Annotated in this window: 14 protein-coding genes; 7 read left to right on the top strand and 7 right to left on the bottom strand. The window is 51.9% G+C overall.

The genetic code is table 11. The features are described 5' to 3' along the window. Window positions 1–29 precede the first annotated feature (29 nt). Together B1728_RS05960 and B1728_RS05955 are read left to right on the top strand one after the other, a co-directional pair. Window positions 30–641: an ankyrin repeat domain-containing protein gene (locus B1728_RS05960; RefSeq protein WP_256865252.1), complete on the top strand. Its 612-nt coding sequence runs from the start codon at window positions 30–32 to the stop codon at window positions 639–641. A gap of 39 nt (window positions 642–680) precedes the next feature. Next, window positions 681–1136: a nucleoside deaminase gene (locus B1728_RS05955; RefSeq protein WP_179135904.1), complete on the top strand. Its 456-nt coding sequence runs from the start codon at window positions 681–683 to the stop codon at window positions 1134–1136. Between the two features lie 23 nt (window positions 1137–1159). Here B1728_RS05955 and B1728_RS05950 read toward each other — a convergent pair whose 3' ends face one another. After that, window positions 1160–2053, bottom strand: coding sequence for a LysR family transcriptional regulator (locus tag B1728_RS05950; RefSeq protein ID WP_144027773.1), 894 nt, complete (start codon window positions 2051–2053; stop codon window positions 1160–1162). 114 nt (window positions 2054–2167) lie between these two features. Here B1728_RS05950 and tkt point away from each other — a divergent pair, with 114 nt between their 5' ends. Next, a complete protein-coding gene (gene tkt, locus B1728_RS05945; protein WP_079909264.1) occupies window positions 2168–4177 on the top strand; it encodes a transketolase in 2010 nt (669 codons plus the stop codon). A 76-nt stretch (window positions 4178–4253) separates the two neighbouring features. On the opposite strand, the gene B1728_RS05940 is transcribed toward tkt, so the two are convergent. Both B1728_RS05940 and fucU read right to left on the bottom strand, forming a co-directional pair. Beyond that, a complete protein-coding gene (locus tag B1728_RS05940; protein WP_144027772.1) occupies window positions 4254–5063 on the bottom strand; it encodes a hypothetical protein in 810 nt (269 codons plus the stop codon). A gap of 79 nt (window positions 5064–5142) precedes the next feature. After that, entirely contained in the window at window positions 5143–5577 is a 435-nt protein-coding gene (fucU, locus tag B1728_RS05935) for an L-fucose mutarotase (RefSeq protein ID WP_079909263.1), read from the bottom strand. A 177-nt stretch (window positions 5578–5754) separates the two neighbouring features. Between fucU and B1728_RS05930 the strand changes: the two genes are divergently transcribed. The 3 genes from B1728_RS05930 (at window position 5755) to B1728_RS05920 (ending at window position 8721) form a co-directional block, all read left to right on the top strand. Further along, window positions 5755–6987 (top strand): NAD(P)/FAD-dependent oxidoreductase, encoded by a 1233-nt coding sequence (locus B1728_RS05930; protein WP_079909262.1) that lies wholly within the window; start codon window positions 5755–5757, stop codon window positions 6985–6987. Between the two features lie 79 nt (window positions 6988–7066). Then, window positions 7067–7648: a class I SAM-dependent methyltransferase gene (locus tag B1728_RS05925; protein ID WP_079909261.1), complete on the top strand. Its 582-nt coding sequence runs from the start codon at window positions 7067–7069 to the stop codon at window positions 7646–7648. Between the two features lie 86 nt (window positions 7649–7734). Next, window positions 7735–8721 (top strand): YpdA family putative bacillithiol disulfide reductase, encoded by a 987-nt coding sequence (locus B1728_RS05920; RefSeq protein ID WP_079909260.1) that lies wholly within the window; start codon window positions 7735–7737, stop codon window positions 8719–8721. Between the two features lie 179 nt (window positions 8722–8900). Here B1728_RS05920 and B1728_RS05915 read toward each other — a convergent pair whose 3' ends face one another. The 4 genes from B1728_RS05915 to B1728_RS05900 form a co-directional block, all read right to left on the bottom strand. Further along, the gene (locus B1728_RS05915) at window positions 8901–9629 is read right to left on the bottom strand and encodes a phosphonate ABC transporter ATP-binding protein (RefSeq protein ID WP_079909259.1); all 729 of its coding nucleotides are present in this window, start codon (window positions 9627–9629) and stop codon (window positions 8901–8903) included. A 77-nt stretch (window positions 9630–9706) separates the two neighbouring features. Then, window positions 9707–11506, bottom strand: coding sequence for a stalk domain-containing protein (locus B1728_RS05910; protein WP_079909258.1), 1800 nt, complete (start codon window positions 11504–11506; stop codon window positions 9707–9709). 44 nt (window positions 11507–11550) lie between these two features. Beyond that, complete coding sequence (locus B1728_RS05905) at window positions 11551–13326, bottom strand: stalk domain-containing protein (protein ID WP_079909257.1); 1776 nt, start codon at window positions 13324–13326, stop codon at window positions 11551–11553. A 62-nt stretch (window positions 13327–13388) separates the two neighbouring features. Next, the gene (locus tag B1728_RS05900; protein ID WP_079909256.1) at window positions 13389–14525 is read right to left on the bottom strand and encodes a glycerate kinase; all 1137 of its coding nucleotides are present in this window, start codon (window positions 14523–14525) and stop codon (window positions 13389–13391) included. Window positions 14526–14788: 263 nt separating this feature from the next. Between B1728_RS05900 and B1728_RS05895 the strand changes: the two genes are divergently transcribed. Then, complete coding sequence (locus tag B1728_RS05895; RefSeq protein WP_256865251.1) at window positions 14789–18658, top strand: glycosyl hydrolase family 2 protein; 3870 nt, start codon at window positions 14789–14791, stop codon at window positions 18656–18658. Window positions 18659–18747: the final 89 nt, after the last annotated feature.

Genomic DNA, 18747 nt, shown 5'->3' with positions numbered 1-18747 from the left:
TACCGAGTCACGAGGAGAGTGTGGAATCCATGAAACCAACGGATCAGCAAACGGAACAACTAACGTCTTATGCCGAGCAAGGGAACAAATCAGGGGTTGAATTGCTGCTTAAGCAAGGGATCGATATCAACGGACAGGATACCTTAGGAAGAACGGCGGTTCTTGCTGCAGCCCACGGAAGGCAAACGGATCTTATGCAATATCTGATCGAGCAGGGAGCTGATGTGAATATCCGCGACAACCGCAGTGACAACGTGCTGCTGTATTCCGGAGCCGAAGGGCTTCTGGAGATCGTAAAGCTAGCTTTGGCCGCCCATGCCGATACAAGATTGACGAATCGCTACGGCGGTACCGCGTTGATTCCCGCCTCCGAGAGAGGCCATGTGGAAGTAGTCAACGAGCTGCTCGAGCATTCGGACATTCAAGTCAATCACATCAATAATTTGGGGTGGACTGCGCTTCTGGAGGCGGTTATTTTAAGTGACGGCGGACCAAAGCATCAACAAATCGTCCGCAAGCTGCTGGATCATGGCGCTGACCCTTCCATTCCCGACCGTGACGGTGTTACCGCATTACAGCATGCACAAGCGCGCGGGTACAAAGAAATCGAACGGATGCTGATCGAAGCCGCCGCTAAATAATGATCCTGTTTTTTAAATACCATAGGGGGTATAAACAATATGGAATCTTATATGAATAAAGCCATTGAGCTTGCCTACCGTAACACATTACACCAAGGAGGAAAGCCCTTCGGGGCCGTTATCGTCAAGAACGGAGAAATCATTGCTACCGGGGTGAACGAGGTTCTCTCCACTAATGATCCAACCGCACATGCCGAGATGCAGGCTATCCGCCTAGCCAGCCGGGTATTGAACAGCCCGCAGCTTACGGATTGTGAAATCTATGCATCCGGACAGCCTTGCCCCATGTGTCTTGCGGCGATTTATTGGTCAGGTGCCAAAGCCGTATATTATGCCTACACCGAAGAGGATGCCGCAGCGATTGGACTCAGCACCAGGCATGTTTACCGGCAGCTGTCGCTCCCCCTGGAGCAGCAGACACTTCCCATTACAAGAATCGCACCTATGACAGAGCGTAACCCGATGCAGCTCTATAAGCAGAAAAACAACTTGTAACTATTACAGTCGGCGTGGGAGAATTAGAACGTCTCTACGTGAAGGTACTGTTCGAAAAATGTCCGTGTTGCCGCAGACAAACGCCGGTTTTTCAATAAGGCGATGCCGATTTTGCGCTCCGGTATTCGTTCCTTCAGCTTGATCTCCGCCAGCTTTCCCGCTTCAAGCTCTGCCTGAACGAACTGCTTTGTAACGAAGGAGATGCCTAGGCCAGCTTTGGCAAATTCAATGAGGAGGTCGACGCTGGCCAGCTCGATTTCCGGTTCTATCGCGACCCCGTGGGCTTGACCAAAGTCCTGAATAAACCGGCGCGAGCTGCTGTTCCTGGAGAATAAAATGAGCGGATACGCGGTTAACTCGGTTAAGGACAGCTCTTGCTGCGCCAGTGGAAAATATCGGGGTCCGGCAACGAAGCAATCCTGCACCGTGATCGTTTCAAATACTTTCAAGCTGCTGTCCTCCACCGGCATGCGGACAATGCCAAAATCAATTCTGCCCTCCTTTACGTGCTGAATAATTTCCGGCGTCGTTCCATGCACAAGATCAAGCCGGATTTGTGGGAAATCGTTGCAGAATCGGCCAAGGGACGGCAGCAGAAAATATTTGCACAGCGAATCGCTGCTTCCAAGCCGCAGCTCACCCCTCGTTAAATTGTTGAACTCCGCAATCTGGCGTTCCCCGCTCTCAATGAATTGAAACGCCTGCTCCACCTGCGCGAATAACAGCTGTCCCTCCTCGGACAGACGCACTCCCTTCGCTCCCCTGTAAAATAAGGTGACAGCAAGCTCTGTCTCCAGCTGCTTGATGGCGTGACTTACGCTGGGCTGCGTAATGTACAGCCGTTCGGCGGCGCGCGATAAATTCTGCTCCTTTGCGGTCCAATAGAAGGCACGGTACAGTTCCAAATTCGCGATCATGCTATTACTCCCATCTATACTTGATATGTATAATATCGATTTCATATATACCTCTGCCCTCCATTATAATCATAGAAGAGCACGACTTCTACTTTAAAGGAGGATGTTACACGAATGACCTTAATCCAACAGAGCATTCAGCAGAAAGCGATTAACACCATCAGAACGCTTGCCATCGACAAAGCCAATTCCGGCCATCCCGGCATGCCGATGGGGTCAGCCCCCATGGCATACGAGCTTTGGACAAATTTTATGAAGCATAACCCCGGCAATCCGCAATGGATCAACCGCGACCGCTTCGTGCTGTCGGCGGGACACGGCTCCATGCTACTGTACAGCCTGCTTCATCTCTTCGGCTATGATCTCCCTCTTGAAGAATTAAAAAACTTCCGCCAATGGGGCAGCCTGACTCCAGGTCATCCGGAGTACGGGCATACCGCAGGCGTCGACGCGACAACCGGCCCTCTGGGACAGGGGGTAGCTATGGCTGTAGGCATGGCTATGGCCGAGGCCCATTTGGCCGCAGCCTATAACCGCGAAGGCTTCGACATTATCAATCATTACACCTATGCGATTTGCGGCGACGGAGATATGATGGAAGGCATCTCTGGAGAAGCGGCTTCCCTTGCCGGTCACTTGCAGTTGGGCAAGCTAATCGTATTCTATGACTCCAACGATATTTCTCTGGACGGTGATCTTAGCCTCTCCTTCTCCGAGGACATCCAGCAGCGCTTCAGCAGCTATCGCTGGCATGTTCAGCGGGTTGAGGACGGCAACGACCTCGAGGCTATCCATAAAGCCATCTCCGCTGCGCAGGCTGACCCTCGTCCGTCCCTGATCGAGGTTAAAACCGTGATCGGCTACGGCAGCCCTAACAAGAGTGGCAAAGCGGGTGAGCATGGTTCACACGGCGCGCCGCTGGGTAAGGACGAAACCGCGTTAACCAAACAATTCTACGGATGGCCAAGTGAGCCTGACTTCTACATTCCGGAGGAGGTCAAGGAGCATTTTGCCCGTTTCCAGCAGGAAGGCGCTGCGCATGAAGCAGCTTGGAAAGCCAAGTATGAAGAGTATCGTCAAGCGTTCCCTGAGCTGGCAGGACAGTTCGATACAGCCGTCAGCGGCCAGCTGCCTGAAGGATGGGATGCGGCCTTGCCTTTCTATTCGACAAGTGATAAGGCTATTGCTACCCGCTCCGCCTCCGAGAATGCGTTGAACGGACTCGCCAAGAACGTTCCTTACCTTCTAGGCGGTTCAGCGGATCTCGAGACCTCGACCAAGACGAATATCAAATGCTCGGGCCGAATGACCCGCGACGATTACAGCCAACGCAATATTTTCTTCGGCGTACGGGAATTCGCCATGGGGGCTGCGCTGAACGGTATGCTTCTCCACCAAGGCGTTCGTGCCTTCGTGGCGACCTTCTTCGTATTCTCCGACTACCTGCGTCCGGCCATTCGCCTTGCTTCCATCATGAAGCTGCCAGCCATTTATGTATTTACGCATGACAGCATAGCTGTTGGAGAGGACGGCCCTACTCATGAGCCTATCGAGCAGCTGACCGCCCTGCGATGCATCCCGGGCATCACGGTTCTGCGTCCGGCAGATGCTAATGAAACGAGCCTGGCATGGAAATATGCGCTGCAAAATCAATCGGGACCGGTTGCGTTAATCCTGACTCGCCAAGCGCTGCCTATTCTTGCCAATACCTCAACCCTGGGTGCGGAAGGCTTAAAGCGGGGAGCCTACGTCATCTCCGATGCTGCGAACGGCAAGCCTCAGGCACAAATCATCGCAACAGGCTCCGAAGTGCAGCTGGCGATCGGAGCGCAAGAGAAGCTTGCAGAGCAAGGAATCCACGTCCGCGTCATCAGTATGCCTAGCTGGGAGCTGTTCAACAAGCAGCCTCAAGCCTATAAGGATTCGGTCATTTTGCCGGATGTCGAGGCCAGACTGTCGGTGGAAATGGCATCCCCTCAAGGCTGGCATCAATATATCGGCATCAAAGGCGATATTATGGGCATAGACCGTTTCGGCGCATCCGCCCCTGCCTCTCTGGTTATGAAAGAATACGGGTTTACCGTGGACCACGTTGTCGCACGCGTTAAAGCGCTTCTGGGATAACTGTAAATGCATCATATTAAGTAAATAAGCCGAGGTTCCTCGTAAGGAGGAATCGTCGGCTTTTTTCTTATCTGACTTATTTTCTTTTGAGAGCAAGCATCTGGTACACTTCCCGCGAATCGCCCTTCAGCACCTTCTGTGCGGTATTCATTTGGCTTGAACCGTCTCCGTCCAGGAATATGCCATCCACGAGGCGGTGCTTTCCGATTTTCTCCACGATTGCCGTACGGAACTGCTCGACCGTGCAGGGCTTGTCCGTGACGATAAGCCACAGGTTTTGCCTGTCATCATATACCGCGCCTGACCGGAGCCGCGGCTCGTCAAACGCGGGCATATCTTCCGCCAGCGCTTGGTGTACCCACTGGTCGTCATGGCCGAGAGACATGCTGACTCCTCCCTGCGCCCAGTAATGCTGCCTGTCCGTCACTTTAATCTGATGGGCGTCCTGTACCACTTGAACCGAGAATTGACGGGTAATCTCGTCCCATATTAAGGTCCCTTTAGGATAATCAATGTTATACCAGCCGGAACCATAATCGTCCTGCTCGCCTTTTAGGGGCTGATCGTTGATGACCGCAATGCTGAGCAAATCCCCGTTCCAAAAAAATCCGCCGTTAATCCCGAAGTCCGGCGTCACAGATACATTCGATGTGATCGGCTTTAGCACGATGTTGTCCGGAACCGTTTGGATCGAATACAATTTCACTCCGTTGGATGCCACCGTTTCCTGGTAGGTATAGTGCTGTCGCAATGGAAAAGTAGAAGACGGCTGCATAACAGAATAGATGACCGCAATCAAATTGCCTAGCAAAAAAGCGGCGGCCAGCATGGGATAATGCGACCTGGCCGGCCAACCGGCGACCTTTCTCAGCATATGTGCTACCATACGATGGCTCCTCCGTCATTCCAGTTTCATAGAATCAACAAGCTATGCTCTATTCTATGAACCTTCCAACGCAATCATGCTAGGATTCGGCGACAACGCCTTTTTTCAAAATTAGGTTTGCGTACAATGCGCGCTCTCCCGTCGCAATCACTGCGTACGCCTGCTTGGCCCTCTCGTAAAAAGCAAAGCGCTCCACCTGCTTAAGCTCTCCTGCTTGAGGATCATGCTTAGCTATCAAGGCTCTGTATTCATCCCAAATGACGGGGACAACCGGATCACCGGGAACTACCTCCATCAACGCGACGGCATGGTCAGCATAAGTATCGAGCGGAAAAAATGTCAATATCGCGTCCAATAGCTCTGGAATAGCGTGTCCGTCGCAGCGGATTAAACGCTGAGCGTGGCTTGCCGCCGGAAAATTGCCGTCGGCCAATACAATCTCGTCGCCATGACCCATTTCCATAAGAACCTTTAACAAATCCGGGGACAAAATGGAAGGAATTCCTTTTAACATCGTAAACTTCCTCTCTATTCGGACTGATTCTTATCTATCCTAAACGGGCGCAGAAGAAATTGTCAATACGTACCAAAAATCGTTACCTATAGTTGGATAGTCGGAAATATGAGTTGAATAATAACAAAAAGCGGTGAAACCATATTAGAATCAACAGATGGAAAAGGAGCCCTTTATATGGATTTATTCACCGGGAAGCTGCTATGGCCGGATACGCTGCCCCAACCTCCTCAATATCCCTCTCTGGAAGAGGATATTACCTGTGATGTGCTGATCATTGGAGGCGGTGTGGCCGGCGCACTCTGCGGCTACTATTTAATGAAGCAAGGAGTGAACGCAGTCCTTGTGGACAAGCGGTCCATCGGGGCAGGCACGACGGCGGCCAATTCCGGCATTCTTCAATGCAGCAACGACAAATCGTTGACATCCTGCATCCATTCCTTTGGCGAACAGAATGGCGTCAGATTCTATCAATTATGCAGAGATGCCGTGAACGAGCTTGGTAGAATCTGCGCAGAGCTGGATCTCGATGCGGAATACCTTAAAAGAAGCTGTCTCTATGTCGCATCCCAAGAGAATGATCTGGCGTCCTTGCGTAAAGAATATGAACTGTTGCAACGGTACGGCTTTTCCGTAAGCTATTGGGAGGCGGAGCAAATCTCCCGCTCCTTCTCTTTCCATAAGCCCAGGGCTATCTATAGTGAAGGCGATGCCGTCTTCAACCCTTACAAATTGGCTAATGAATTGATTGAGATCTTATCCAAGAAATTCGGGCTGCGAGTGTATACGGATACGGAAATTAGAAGCCATGTCGCTTATGAGAACCATCTTGTCTTTCATACCAGAACGCACAGGACCATTACGGCAGCCAAAGCGGTGATTGCAACCGGCTATGAAGCACAGATGATGAAACGGAATCCGAATGCCGTGTTGGAAAGCACATTTGCCGTCGCTACACAGAGATTAGAGGCTTTCCCGGGATGGTACGAGCAATGTCTCATCTGGGAAACCGCCCGGCCTTATCTATACATAAGAACAACTGCCGATAACCGGATCATTATTGGAGGAATGGACGAAGCCACTGCCAACACACAAGAAAGAGATGCCATGCTCCTGCGCAAAAAAGAACTGCTGCTGGCCGAAACGACAAAGCTTTTTCCTGAATTGGGCCGTCTCCAAGCGGAGTATTCTTGGTCCGCCACCTTCGGGTCCACACATGACGGGCTCCCCTTAATAGGAACCCAGGAGGAGTTCCCGCATTGTTACTTTGCTCTGGGATACGGCGGCAACGGAACGGTCTACTGCACGATCGCCGGACAAATCATCAGCTCCTTGATAGCCTCAGGCAGCCATCCGGATGCTCATTTGTTCCGTTTTGACCGGCCCTCCAGGCAGTTATCGTATTCTTAAGAAACTTTTCAGGTAAGTTTCATGTTCGGCCTCCCAGTTTAAGATATAATGGGTTTATCTGAAAAAGGAGGACAAGGGAATGAATGCCAATCTGCCGTCTGCGGCTATAGAAAAAGTAAAATTCTTTTATCAATTTATTCGTACCCCCAGAACTATCGGCAGTGTAACTCCAAGCTCACGATTTTTGACTAACAAAATGATTGATAACGTGCCTTGGAGTGAAGTAGGCAGCGTAGCCGAGCTTGGCTGCGGAACCGGAGTCATTACACGCGCAATTCATGAAGCTATGAAACCGGGGACGAAGGCAATACTTTTCGAAAAAGATCCTTATTTGCACAAGCAGCTCGCGTTTCAATATCCTGTTTCGAGCACGTATTTCGATGCCCTGAGCTTGTCCGAATCCATTCGTCAAGAAGGGCTGGAACAAGTCGATTGCGTCATTAGCGGCCTGCCCTTCGCCAATTTTCAGCCTGCTTTCCGCGAAGCATTAATGGAGCAGATTTATCAATCGTTACAACCAAACGGCTATTTCATCGCTTTTCAATATTCATTGCAAATGAAAAAGCAGCTGCAAGCGTATTTTGATATTTTGTCGATCCAGTTCGTGTTGTTGAATGTTCCTCCCGCTTTCGTCTATGTGTGCCAAAAAAGAAGCTACTGACTTGGCAGACTTACTCTTGATCGGTTACTATAAAAGTGTAATCTACATACGTCTGATCGTAATCGACAAGCGAGGTGTTTCCCTAAATGGAGGAAGTTATTATCGTCGGGGCTGGCCCTTGCGGTTTATCAGCGGCTATTGAGCTGCAGAAAATCGGCATCAACCCGCTCATCATTGAGAAAAATTGCATCGCCCATTCCATAAGCTTATATCCAACTTATATGCATTTTTTCAGCACGCCGGAGCTTCTGGAGATCGGCGGCATTCCATTTACAACGCCCCATGAGAAGCCTTCCCGCCTGGAGGCGTTGAACTATTACCGCAATGCGGCTTTGCGCAGCCAGGTCAGGGTCCAGTCTTATCATTCGGTTGACGCCGTTCACAAACAGGATGACGGGACCTTCCAGCTATCGGTAAGCGACCGTTTCGGCAACGTCTCCACGGCTCTGGCGCGTTATGTGATCGTCGCTACAGGATACTTCGATCACCCGAACCTGCTGGGCATTCCGGGAGAAGAGAAGGAGAAGGTCACTCACTACTATCGCGAAGCCCACCCGTACAGCTGTACGAAGGTTGCTATTATCGGCGGCAATAATTCCGCCATCGATGCAGCAATGGATCTTTTGCGGGTAGGAGCCGAGGTAACGGTGGTTTACAGGGGCGAAGAATACTCTCCCAACATTAAGCCATGGGTGCGTCCGATATTCGAGAGCATGGTGAACAAAGGTAAAATCCGCATGATGTTCCGTTCCCAGGTCGTTCGGATCGAAGACCGGCATATTACCATTAACGAGAATGGTTCTGAGAGGCAGCTTGACAATGATTTTGTCCTTGCGCTGACCGGATTCCGTCCCGATCGGTCCATGCTGACCGAAGCGGGTGTCGAACTCAACGACGAACGGACGGCGCCTCGCTATAATCCGGATACCATGGAAACCACCGTCAAGGGCTTATACATAGCAGGCGTTGCCGCTTCCGGCAATGACGCTAACGAGGTGTTCATTGAGAGCGGCCGTCTTCATGGCGGCATGATCGCCCGTCATATCGCTTCACAAGCTTTACCGGAGACTTAAACTGTACGACAGATGACATTGAGAAAGCGGTCCTATCAGCCTAGCTGTCAGGGCCGTTTCTTTTTTCGAAGAGAGTCCAAGCGGGCTTTGACCACAAAAAAACTGCCCCTTCATCCTAACGATGATTCGGGACAGTTCTATTTTTGATATTTCGGTTAATGACAGTCACTTCTACACGGTTAAAAAATAAGCTCTTTTTCCCTTTGAGTTAACCTTCTCCCTGCAATGTCCACCACGAGCTTGCCGCCGGATAATCCCCAAATGCGGGATCCGAACTTCTCGGCCAGCTCCAATTGATGAAGACTGCAGAAAACCAGGACCTTATCCTTCCGGCATATATCCTTCAGGTCCTCCAGCACCTTGATGGCCGCTTCCGGATCCAGACCGGAGACCGGCTCATCGGCATAAATGACCTTGGCCCCGCGAATCAATGCTTTGGCAATAGCAACCCGCTGCTTCTCGCCGCCGCTAAGCTTTTCTACAGGCTCATGAGCCTTGTCCAGCAAGCCGACCTTGTCCAAATAATCCATCGCCGTCATATGATCGTCATTGGATGTCGTTCCGGTCAGAATGCGCCACCAGGCCTTGTGTAAAAACAAACCGCTCAGCACATTTTTCAGTGCGGACTTCCGCGGGTTGAGGTTAGGCTTCTCTTCCAAATAGGCCCAATCCTTGCGAAGCTTTAGCTGCTCCAAACCGCGCACACCGGATATATCTTTGCCTTGGTAAATGTATTGGCCTTCGTCCCATTTCATCTTCAGGGACAGGCAGCGAAACAGCGTCGATTTGCCGCTGCCGCTGGCACCGACCAAGGCTATAAGCTCGCCTTCGTCCGCTTGGAAGCTGATCTTTGATAATATTTGATGATCCGGCGGAAATGATTTCGATAAATTGCGTACAATAATCATCCGATCGCTTCTCCTTCTCCCACCTTAATCCAATCGCTGCCTCTAGTATAACCTATATTGATCCTCCAACACACTGCTTATTTATCATCTAAAGGATAGAAGACGACATCCACCGGGAAAGCGGAGCCCGCTGCAGGCGTAAATTCAATATCCAAAGACGGCTCAGTTCCGTCCGTACGCGCCAATATGGTATATCCTTGGTAATCCATCATGACGCCTGATGGCGGCGTTTGGATAATTTTCCCATTTACCTCAAACGGACCTTTGAACACGCCGCCGCGCGGCAGCAGCAGAACGGACATTTTGCGCGGATTATCGATATGAATTTTATATACGACCCCATAGTTGCCGAGATTCAAGGAATCATGCTTTCTGAAAAAATCATCTCCTGTTACAAATGGATCCGATGTGCCGTCTCCGATAGTCAAGCTCGACGGCTTGCTGAATGATTTGGCATCTACGTTCCACGTAACGTCGGAGCCGTTGAAGGTCCCGCGGACATTGCCTGTGTAATCGAGACGGTCGAACATGCCGATAGAGCTCAAGTCCGCTCCTGCATCCATCGCTACAAAAGAGAAATATACTTCCCCATCGGTTTCTACATCATAAATGACGTTCATCCCTTGACCCGGGAAGAACTCCGGCATTTTTTTATAATATACGGTTTGATAAGGCCCTACAGTCAGCGTTTCCGGTTTGTCTCCATTATCCTGCAAAAATTCGATGGATGCTTCATTACCGATCAAGTTGGCGTAGATGGATGGATACACTTCGCCGGAGCGTGTCGTCGTGATCTTAACCGTTTTATCCGGATTCGGATTGCGGACAACAATAGCGAATTGTACCTTCTCGTTCATTCCGTTAACATGGTCGGCATATAATCTCGCCTTGCCGTTCACCTTTTCCTGATATAAAAATCCTTTCTCGGTAAAGGTCTCCGGGCTGTCGCTTACGATTAGCGGACGGTCCTTGGATAAGGCAGCCACGTTAGGCAAAGTCGGAATGTCACGCAAATATTTGCGCAGCGTCGCTTCTTCATCTTTGACGAAGGTTCCTACAGGCTCATGGTACACTTTAAATTCGAACGGATCGAGATACGGCTCATTGATGATCTCTACATTGCGGCTAAACACTTCGCTCTCCGTCCCTTTACTATCTGTGACTTGAAGCGACACCTTGAATAAACCGGGTTCAAAAATCGCCTCGGCATTCCCGGTCCAATTCACAATTGTAATCGCATCGCCATCGGGATCATAGCTTGTATTGGAATAAATAATCGGCTCTCCCAGACGGTACTTGTCCTTATTGACGGAAAACTGGGCGATAGGCTTGGTATTCGGCATCGTATCATTATGAAAGGACCCGTTACCCGGCATTTGAATGTACAACAGATCGATTCGTTTCAGATCCTCGTTCACCGAAGCCTTAAAACCGATATGCTTTTCCAGCCAGGACATGGAAATATATAAGCGGTCATTGATCAGGGAAGCCGACTTCTCAAAGCTTTCCGTGATGCCATTGACTTTCAATTGTTTGGCGGGAAGCTGAAACTCCGCAAAAGCGGAAGGCGTTGTCAGCTGCACACTTTGGCTTGCTTCCTGCCATTGTACGTTAACTCCAAACAACGAAGGAAGGCTGACTGCCGGAAGATAGGCTTGTCCTCTCACTTCCAATACCGGTGCCTCCAGCTTCAAGGGAATGCCGTTCCGGTAGGCTTCATCCTTTCCTATATACAACAAGGACGATACGCTTCCGGGCACTGCTTTTGCTTCAGCCGTATCCGGCGCTGCCCAAGCAGCCGGCGCAGCCGCTAGCAAGGATGCGGCCGTTAAAGTGAAAGCGGTCCATACTACACACCATTTTTTTGCAAACCACATGCTGATTTAGAACTCCTTTGATATAAAATTGATAAGAACGGAAATTATTTGGCATTTACCGGATACAGCACGAGATCCACAGGAAGCTGCGAATTACCGGCAGACATCCATTCGATATCCAGCTGCTTCTCCGAACCAGCGGTACGATACAGCAATAAGCCTTCATTAGAGGTCAATCCTCCTGCCGGAAACGGTACAACCTTGCCATTCACGCGTACTGCCCCTTGAACGAAGCCGTTTCTCGGATGAAGGGCTACGGCCATATGAGCCGCCTGATCCAAATGTATGCGATAGCGAACGCCGGTGTTGCCGTTATTCGGAATCACATCTTTAGACATTGCGTTCGTTCCCTTCAGTGCCGGTTCCAAAGCCGCATCTCCTATGCCAAAGGTTGTGATATCCTTGACAGCACCGGTGTCGATCTGCCAGGTAACCTCCGATACCGGGAAGGTTCCGCTTTCCTTCTCTGCCGCTACCTGATAGCTTCCGAGAACATAGGCCGTGTCGCCAGGCTTCATCATCACGTATGAAACGCTTATTTCGCCGTCCGTCGTAATATCATACATACCCTGGAATACTTGACCCGGATCGAGGTCCTTGCTCATCGTGTAATATGCGGTCGCTCCCGCCTCTATAACAAGCTCCTCATTCAGCTCCTTTGAGCTTAAGAAGTCTTCGGCGGTTTTGTTGGATCTGACCTCGCCATAGACAGTAGGGTTCGGCTCCGATTTCCGCGTCGTTGTCATATGTACGGCTTTCTCTCCGTTGTTCCGCAGCACGATGGCAAAGCGGGCCGTACGGTCCATTCCGTTCGTGAACTGCGGATATAATCTAGCCGCGCCATTCACCTTATCCTGGTATAAAAATCCATATTGGGTAACCGGCTTGTCGCTTCTCCCCTTGATCAGCACGCGGTCCTCAGGCTGGCGCACCAATACCGGCACCTTACGTTCGGTTGGCAACTCGCCGCTTAACAATCTTTTACCTGCCTGGAATACGGTTCCGCTATCCTTGTAATAATAAGGAAACGCCTCGCGGTCCAGATAAGGGACATCCTCTACGGTTACCGAACGTGTGAAGGGCTCGCTGACATTCCCCTTGCCGTCCTTGACCCTTAGCGTAACGGGATAAGTACCGGGTTTGTAAAAGGCTTCCTTGTTCCCTTCCCATTCATATACCGGCAGCCCTTCTGCATCCGGATCATAGCTCAAGTCAACATAGTCGATTTTCTCGCCCAACCGGTAAGATGACTTGCCGAGGGCGAACAGAGCAATCGGCTTGGAATTAGGCTGCGCGTCATCCTTCCTCAATTCGGATTCTTTATAGGCGGTTGGCGGTGTTCCTATGAAGCTGATGTCGGCGCTCTGCATATCCGATGCCAATTCGTAGCTGATGTTGGTATATGGTGCAATCCATGACAGCTGAACGAGCAGCCTATCGTTGCGGATTTCAGCCGCTGAAGCAAATTCCTCCGGTTTCCCGTTCACCTGAATGATGCCATTGTTAGAATCAAACTCAATAAACGCCTTTGGTGTAACCAATCCGACTTTATTCGTGTCGGCATCCCAATGGAGCTTCAGTTGAAGCTTCTCGGCAAGCCACCTCACAGGAACGTAAAAACGATCCTGAATAACCGTCGCCGGTTCTTCGAGTACTTCCTTTTGTCCATTGACAACGATCTCGGTTTTCTCCGGAACAAGCTGAATGTGCTGCTGATAAACCGAGACGGCTCCTGCCGATGTGGGCAGCATAAATCCTACGGCAGCAACCGTACTTAGCAATGCTCCTGCTTTGAACGATGAAGTAAGATGACGAAGCATGAATCAATAACTCCTTTTTATGTACCGTAATAATAATTAATGTTATGAATAATTAATATAACTTATTTTTTTCCTCCGATAAACAGCCGGACTACTCTTTCGGCTGCATCTGCGGCCAATCGAGCCGCTTCTTCCATTGCCTGCTCCAGCGCCATCGGTTTATCTACCATAGAAAATACGCTAGTAACGCCGCTATGGTACAAAACCTCAATTCCTTCACCGATAGCTCCTGCTATCAACACACAAGGCACTCCTTGACGTTGGGCCGTTTTGGCCACTCCATAGGGGGTTTTTCCCCGTTCGGTTTGAAAGTCGCACTGGCCTTCACCAGAAATCACCAGATCGGCGCCTTTCAAGTGCTTCTCCAGTTGAGCCGCCTCAATGACAATTTCCACTCCCGGCTTCAGCTCCGCATTCAGGAATGCGACGGCTCCGCCTCCCATCCCTCCTGCTGCTCCTGCTCCGGGAAGCTGTTTGATATCGGCTCCCATATCCCGGCGAACCATATCGGCATATTGGTTCAAGCAGCTATCTAACTGCTGCACCATCTCCGGTGTAGCTCCCTTTTGCGGGCCGAACACCGCGCTAGCTCCCTGAGGGCCGCATAACGGATTATCCACATCGCATGCCACGATAAATCGACTTTCCCCGATGCGCGAATCCATCGAAGAAGCATCTATCGAATCCAAATCCGCCAATGCAGCTCCGCCCAAGCTTATCGGCTCCCCGGCTTTGTTCAGCAGCCTGGCTCCCAAGGCTTGTGCCATGCCGGCTCCGCCGTCATTGGTTGCGCTCCCGCCAAGGCCAATAATGAAGGATCTGCAGCCCTGATCAAGCGCATGGCGAATCAGCCCACCCATACCATACGTAGAAGCGAGCAGCGGGTTTCTTTTTTCCTTATCAATCAAATAGAGACCGGAAGCCTCCGCAACTTCAATCACGGCAGTTACTCCGTCCCCCAAAATGCCGTACATCGCGTTAACGTCATCCCCTAAAGGACCTTGCACACGTACGGTATGCAGGGTTCCTCCAGTAGCATCTACCAGGCTGCGCACCGTTCCTTCGCCGCCGTCGGCCATCGGCACCTTAATGATTTCAGCGTCCTTAAGAACGCGGCGTATGCCTTGCTCCATAGCATCACAGGCTTCCTTCGCTGACAAGCTTCCTTTATATGAATCCGGAGCCAGAACAATTTTCATTGCTGCGCCCCCTTTCCTTCAGCTTAATTGGTATATCCTTATTATGCCATGCGGCAAAACGGTGCGTCCATACCAAGCGCCAAATCTCTCCGGCGGAAATAGGAGCGATGATTTGAGACGAAGTCGGTATAGCCTGCCGTCTGAAGCCAGGGAATGGTTGATATCAGCTACTAAATGGCATGATCCTCCCATAGATTGCCGTACGATGCTTCATTATGATGGGGATAGAGCTCATTATCAGGATATAAAGGTAAGGTGATATCATGAACTTGTCTCAATTGCGACAGAAGTTCGCTCAAGCCGACCCCCGCTATGGACCGGTTCCCTTTTGGTGGTGGAGCGCCGAGGAAGTGACCGAGGAGAGGGTGCGCTGGCAAATGCGCAAGTTCCGCGAAGGAGGGCTGCGGAACATCGGCATCATCAATCTGGCTCCTACCGGCCCGCAATATGGATCGGTCAGCGATCGCCCCGCGTTTGCAAGCGAGGATTGGTGGCGTATGTTCGAGGTCGCGCTGCGGGAAGCGGAGCGGCTCGGCATGTACCTGTGGTTTTATGACCAAATCGGCTTCTCCGGCTCGAATATGCCCGCTCGAATTGTTACAGAGCGTCCGGAGACAGCCGGGTACCAGCTAAGAAGATTTGCGCCTGGCGAAGAAATCCCTCCATTCTCGGACATTTTGCATGAAAATAAGGAATATGTGTACGCGGCGGTTCGACAAGGCTTTAATTGGCTCGACCCAACGGCTGCATCGGAGCTTATTGACCGGGTCCACGGGGAGATGGAAAGGCGGTTTCCTCACGATCTCGGAAGGACCATCGCGGGAAGCTTCCAGGATGAGCTGCCCCCGCTGCCGTTATGGACGCCCGAACTTGCCGTTCTTTACAAGGAACAGTTTGGCGAGGAGCTTGAGCCGCTTCTCCCTGCTTTATTCGACACTGTCCCCGGGTGCGCTCTGGTGCGCCGTCGTGTCTACCGTCTTGCTGCGGAGCTTGCGGAGCAATCGTTCTTTATTCCATTAGGCGAATGGCACCGCGAGCGTGGAATGCTGCTATGCTGCGACCAGGCAGGACCGGCAAGAAGAGCCGATCCCCATGGGGCTCAACGGCTTTATCTGGACTATTTTCGGACGCATCGCTGGTATAACGCCCCGGGAAGCGATATGGACGGCGAGATCAAGCCGCATTCGTCGATGGTTCATTTGCATGGCGGCTCCAGAGTCTTTTTGGAAGCATTCCATTCAAGCGGCTGGGGCGGTACGCTGGAGGAAACGATGCATTGGCTGATTCCGTGGCTTCAGGCCGGTGCGACCGTCTACAGCCCTCATTCAATCTATTACAGCACAAGAGGCGGCTGGTGGGAATGGGCACCCCCCGACACAGGATGGCGGCAGCCGTATTTCGAGCATTATCCTGTCTTCGCCGATACGATTAGCCGGTTATGCTTTATGTTGAGCGAAGGCACGCATGTTTGCGACATTGCAGTCCATTATCCGTCTTATGCGGTTTGCGGACATTTATCCTTGGCCGACGGGAAGAAGCATAATGAACACCCAATGGGAATAGCCAGCCGGGACCCGAATGAAGAGGTAACCCGTATTCAAACGATATACAAACAAATTGCCGGCGGCTGGAGCCGGCGGGATTACCGCCAACCGGGCGCGCTGCGCAAAGCAAAGCTCGATTTCGATATTGCTGACGACAGCGCGCTGCAAAAGGCCGTTCCGAAGGGAGCTAAGCTGCACATAGCCGATGAGCAATTTGCCGCACTGCTGTTATGTGGAACGACTTTAATGGACGAAGCGGCACACTCCCGTGTTCAAGCTTGGCTGCAGCAAGGCGGGCTTGTTATCGGCGTCGGAGTGCCGGAAGCGGAACGGGATTTGGCCGGAGCCGTCTATGTTGACACGGCGGAGCAAGCAGCCGGGCTGATCGAGACGCGTATCCCAAGCCGGGTAAAAGGACCCGGGGAATCGCTGCACCGCCGAACGGATGATGCGGAGCTGTTCCTCCTTCTGCCGGAGTATGGTTCCCTGCTGGTGATGCACCAACCGGCCAGTCCGGATACCCTAGGTCCGGAATCGGCCGCATACCGGCTTCGAACGAACAGAGTACCTCAGCTGTGGGACCCTGTCACAGGTACTGTGACGCCCCTCGAATATCAAAGAGAAGGCGAATGGATCGAGTTGACGGTGCCTTTCTGCTCATGGCCCGCAGCGCTTATCGTTTGTGTGGAGCCGATTGCTGGAGATCAGCTATTAGACGAAGCTCCTGCTATGCGGCCTTCTTCTTCCGCCCCCTATCCTGCCGCTGTCATCAACAAAAGCGGGCAAACCGACTACAGGGTGCTTCCCGATAACAGCTGGCTGATCCGCGTGGAACCAACGCTGGATAACCGGTACGGAGATTTCGATTTGCATGGCAGTGGCAGCGGGCTTATACCGGTCGAGCGACGCAGTATGCGCATGAGCCTGGAAAAGGAAGCAGCCGATGGAATCAGCTCCGGTTGGCAATTGCCCGGCTTGGATGATGACAGTTGGACGACCAGGCTGTGGAGCGAGGCCGCATATTGGCAGATATGCCGAGGGGAAGAGTTTCGGGAGGAAGCTTCAATTCATAAAGTCTACAGCACCGTCTTTGGCGATCTGTCCATGCGCTCCTGGGCCGGACGGATGGGCCGTGTTCCGCGCCGTTTTCTGAATTTGGGTGAGCTTGCCAAGGGGGAATTCGTTTGCGCCAGAACCTACGTTATGGCTCCTGCGGCTGGCCGATACTGGATCCGCACGGAAAGCAATTCGAATATTTCCGGCACTGTCAACGGTAAGACGATTGACTGGAGCGGCGGCCCGGAGGAACAAACCGCGTGGATCGAGCTGCGTGAAGGCCCCAATGAGCTGCTGCTCAAGGCACAAGCTATCGGTAAAGGCCTATTGAGAGCGGCGGTTGAAGTGAACGAATCCGCCCGCGCTCCTCTACCCAAATGGCTGTTCACACGGAATCCGAATCTGGAGTCCAGCCTATCGAAAGAGATCTATTGCAGTGATGACAATCCCGTACAGCGTGTCCGTCTCGTGTTTGCCGCGCGCGGTCGTGCGTCCTTGCTCGTAAATGGCGTTAGAGTGACCGAGCACGGCGATTTTAATCCGTATATTCGGCAAGGCCAGGAAGAAGTCGATATTACCGGATGGTGGCGTAACGGGATCAATGAAGTTCGCTTTGAATTGCCTGAAGGCAAAGGAGAGGTTTTTGCCGACGGTGTGATTGAACTTCTCAACGGAGAGACGATGAGCTTCTTCACTGGCGAGGATTGGACGGATGAGCAAGGCAATGCACCAGGCATACATCATTTCTCTGTCCTTCAGTTCGCGGAGACGGAGTCACTGTGGATCACCCCAAGACCGCATCCGCTTCCAGGGGTGGGATGGCTGATGCCTGAATCCGTACCAGATAATCCCCCTCTCCCGTTCATCGCGAATCCGGATTATATTGGCCGTACGGTGTGGCTGCGTTTCCCTCTTCCCGTCGGTGCAAGAAGAATGCAGCTCGAATGTACGGGAGAGCCGCAAGTCTGGATTTATGGGACAGAGTATCACGTTCGTGATGGGTACGTGGAGTTCCCTCCTCAACCAGCCGGAGCCGCGGCCGCTATCCGAATCACGCCGATGGGCCCCGCTGCAGAAGCGGCTGTTCTGCTGGCTCCGATAAGGTTTGAAACGGTTCCTGCACAAGGAAGGCTGGGCGATTGGCGGACCGCTCTTTGTCTGCCTCATCACAGCGGAGCGGTTGAATATGAGACTATCGTTGATACGGAAGCGCTCCAAGGCGCTGAGCTGGACTTGGGACACGTACGGGGCACGGCGGAAGCCTGGATAGACGGGCAGTCCTTAGGAGTCCGCCTCTGGAGACCTTACCTTTTCAAGCTGCCTTCATTGCCTAAGGGACAGCATCGGCTTCGTCTGCGTGTTACTAACACGCTCGGCACCCACTACGAAATCGGCAGACCCACCAGCTTGGTCGGCGGCAACCCCGATGTGATGTACTGGAACCGGGACCGCACGGAGGAAGAGCTTGGCTGGCAGGAATGGTTCCCGAGCGGAGGTCTGTACGGCCCTGTTCGTATCGTGAAGCATCGGTAGGATATGATATAGGACGAACCGAAAGACGACCGTTCCGAGAATGGAATGGTCGTCTTTGGGATTCGTTCAAGTGTGCTGAACCGTTTCAT

It is taken from the genome of Paenibacillus sp. 32352 (genome assembly GCF_002042965.1).
Taxonomy (GTDB): domain Bacteria; phylum Bacillota; class Bacilli; order Paenibacillales; family NBRC-103111; genus Paenibacillus_S; species Paenibacillus_S vulneris.
The sequence above is the reverse complement of the archived record's forward strand: the minus strand, read 5'-3'. Positions and strand labels throughout refer to the sequence as shown.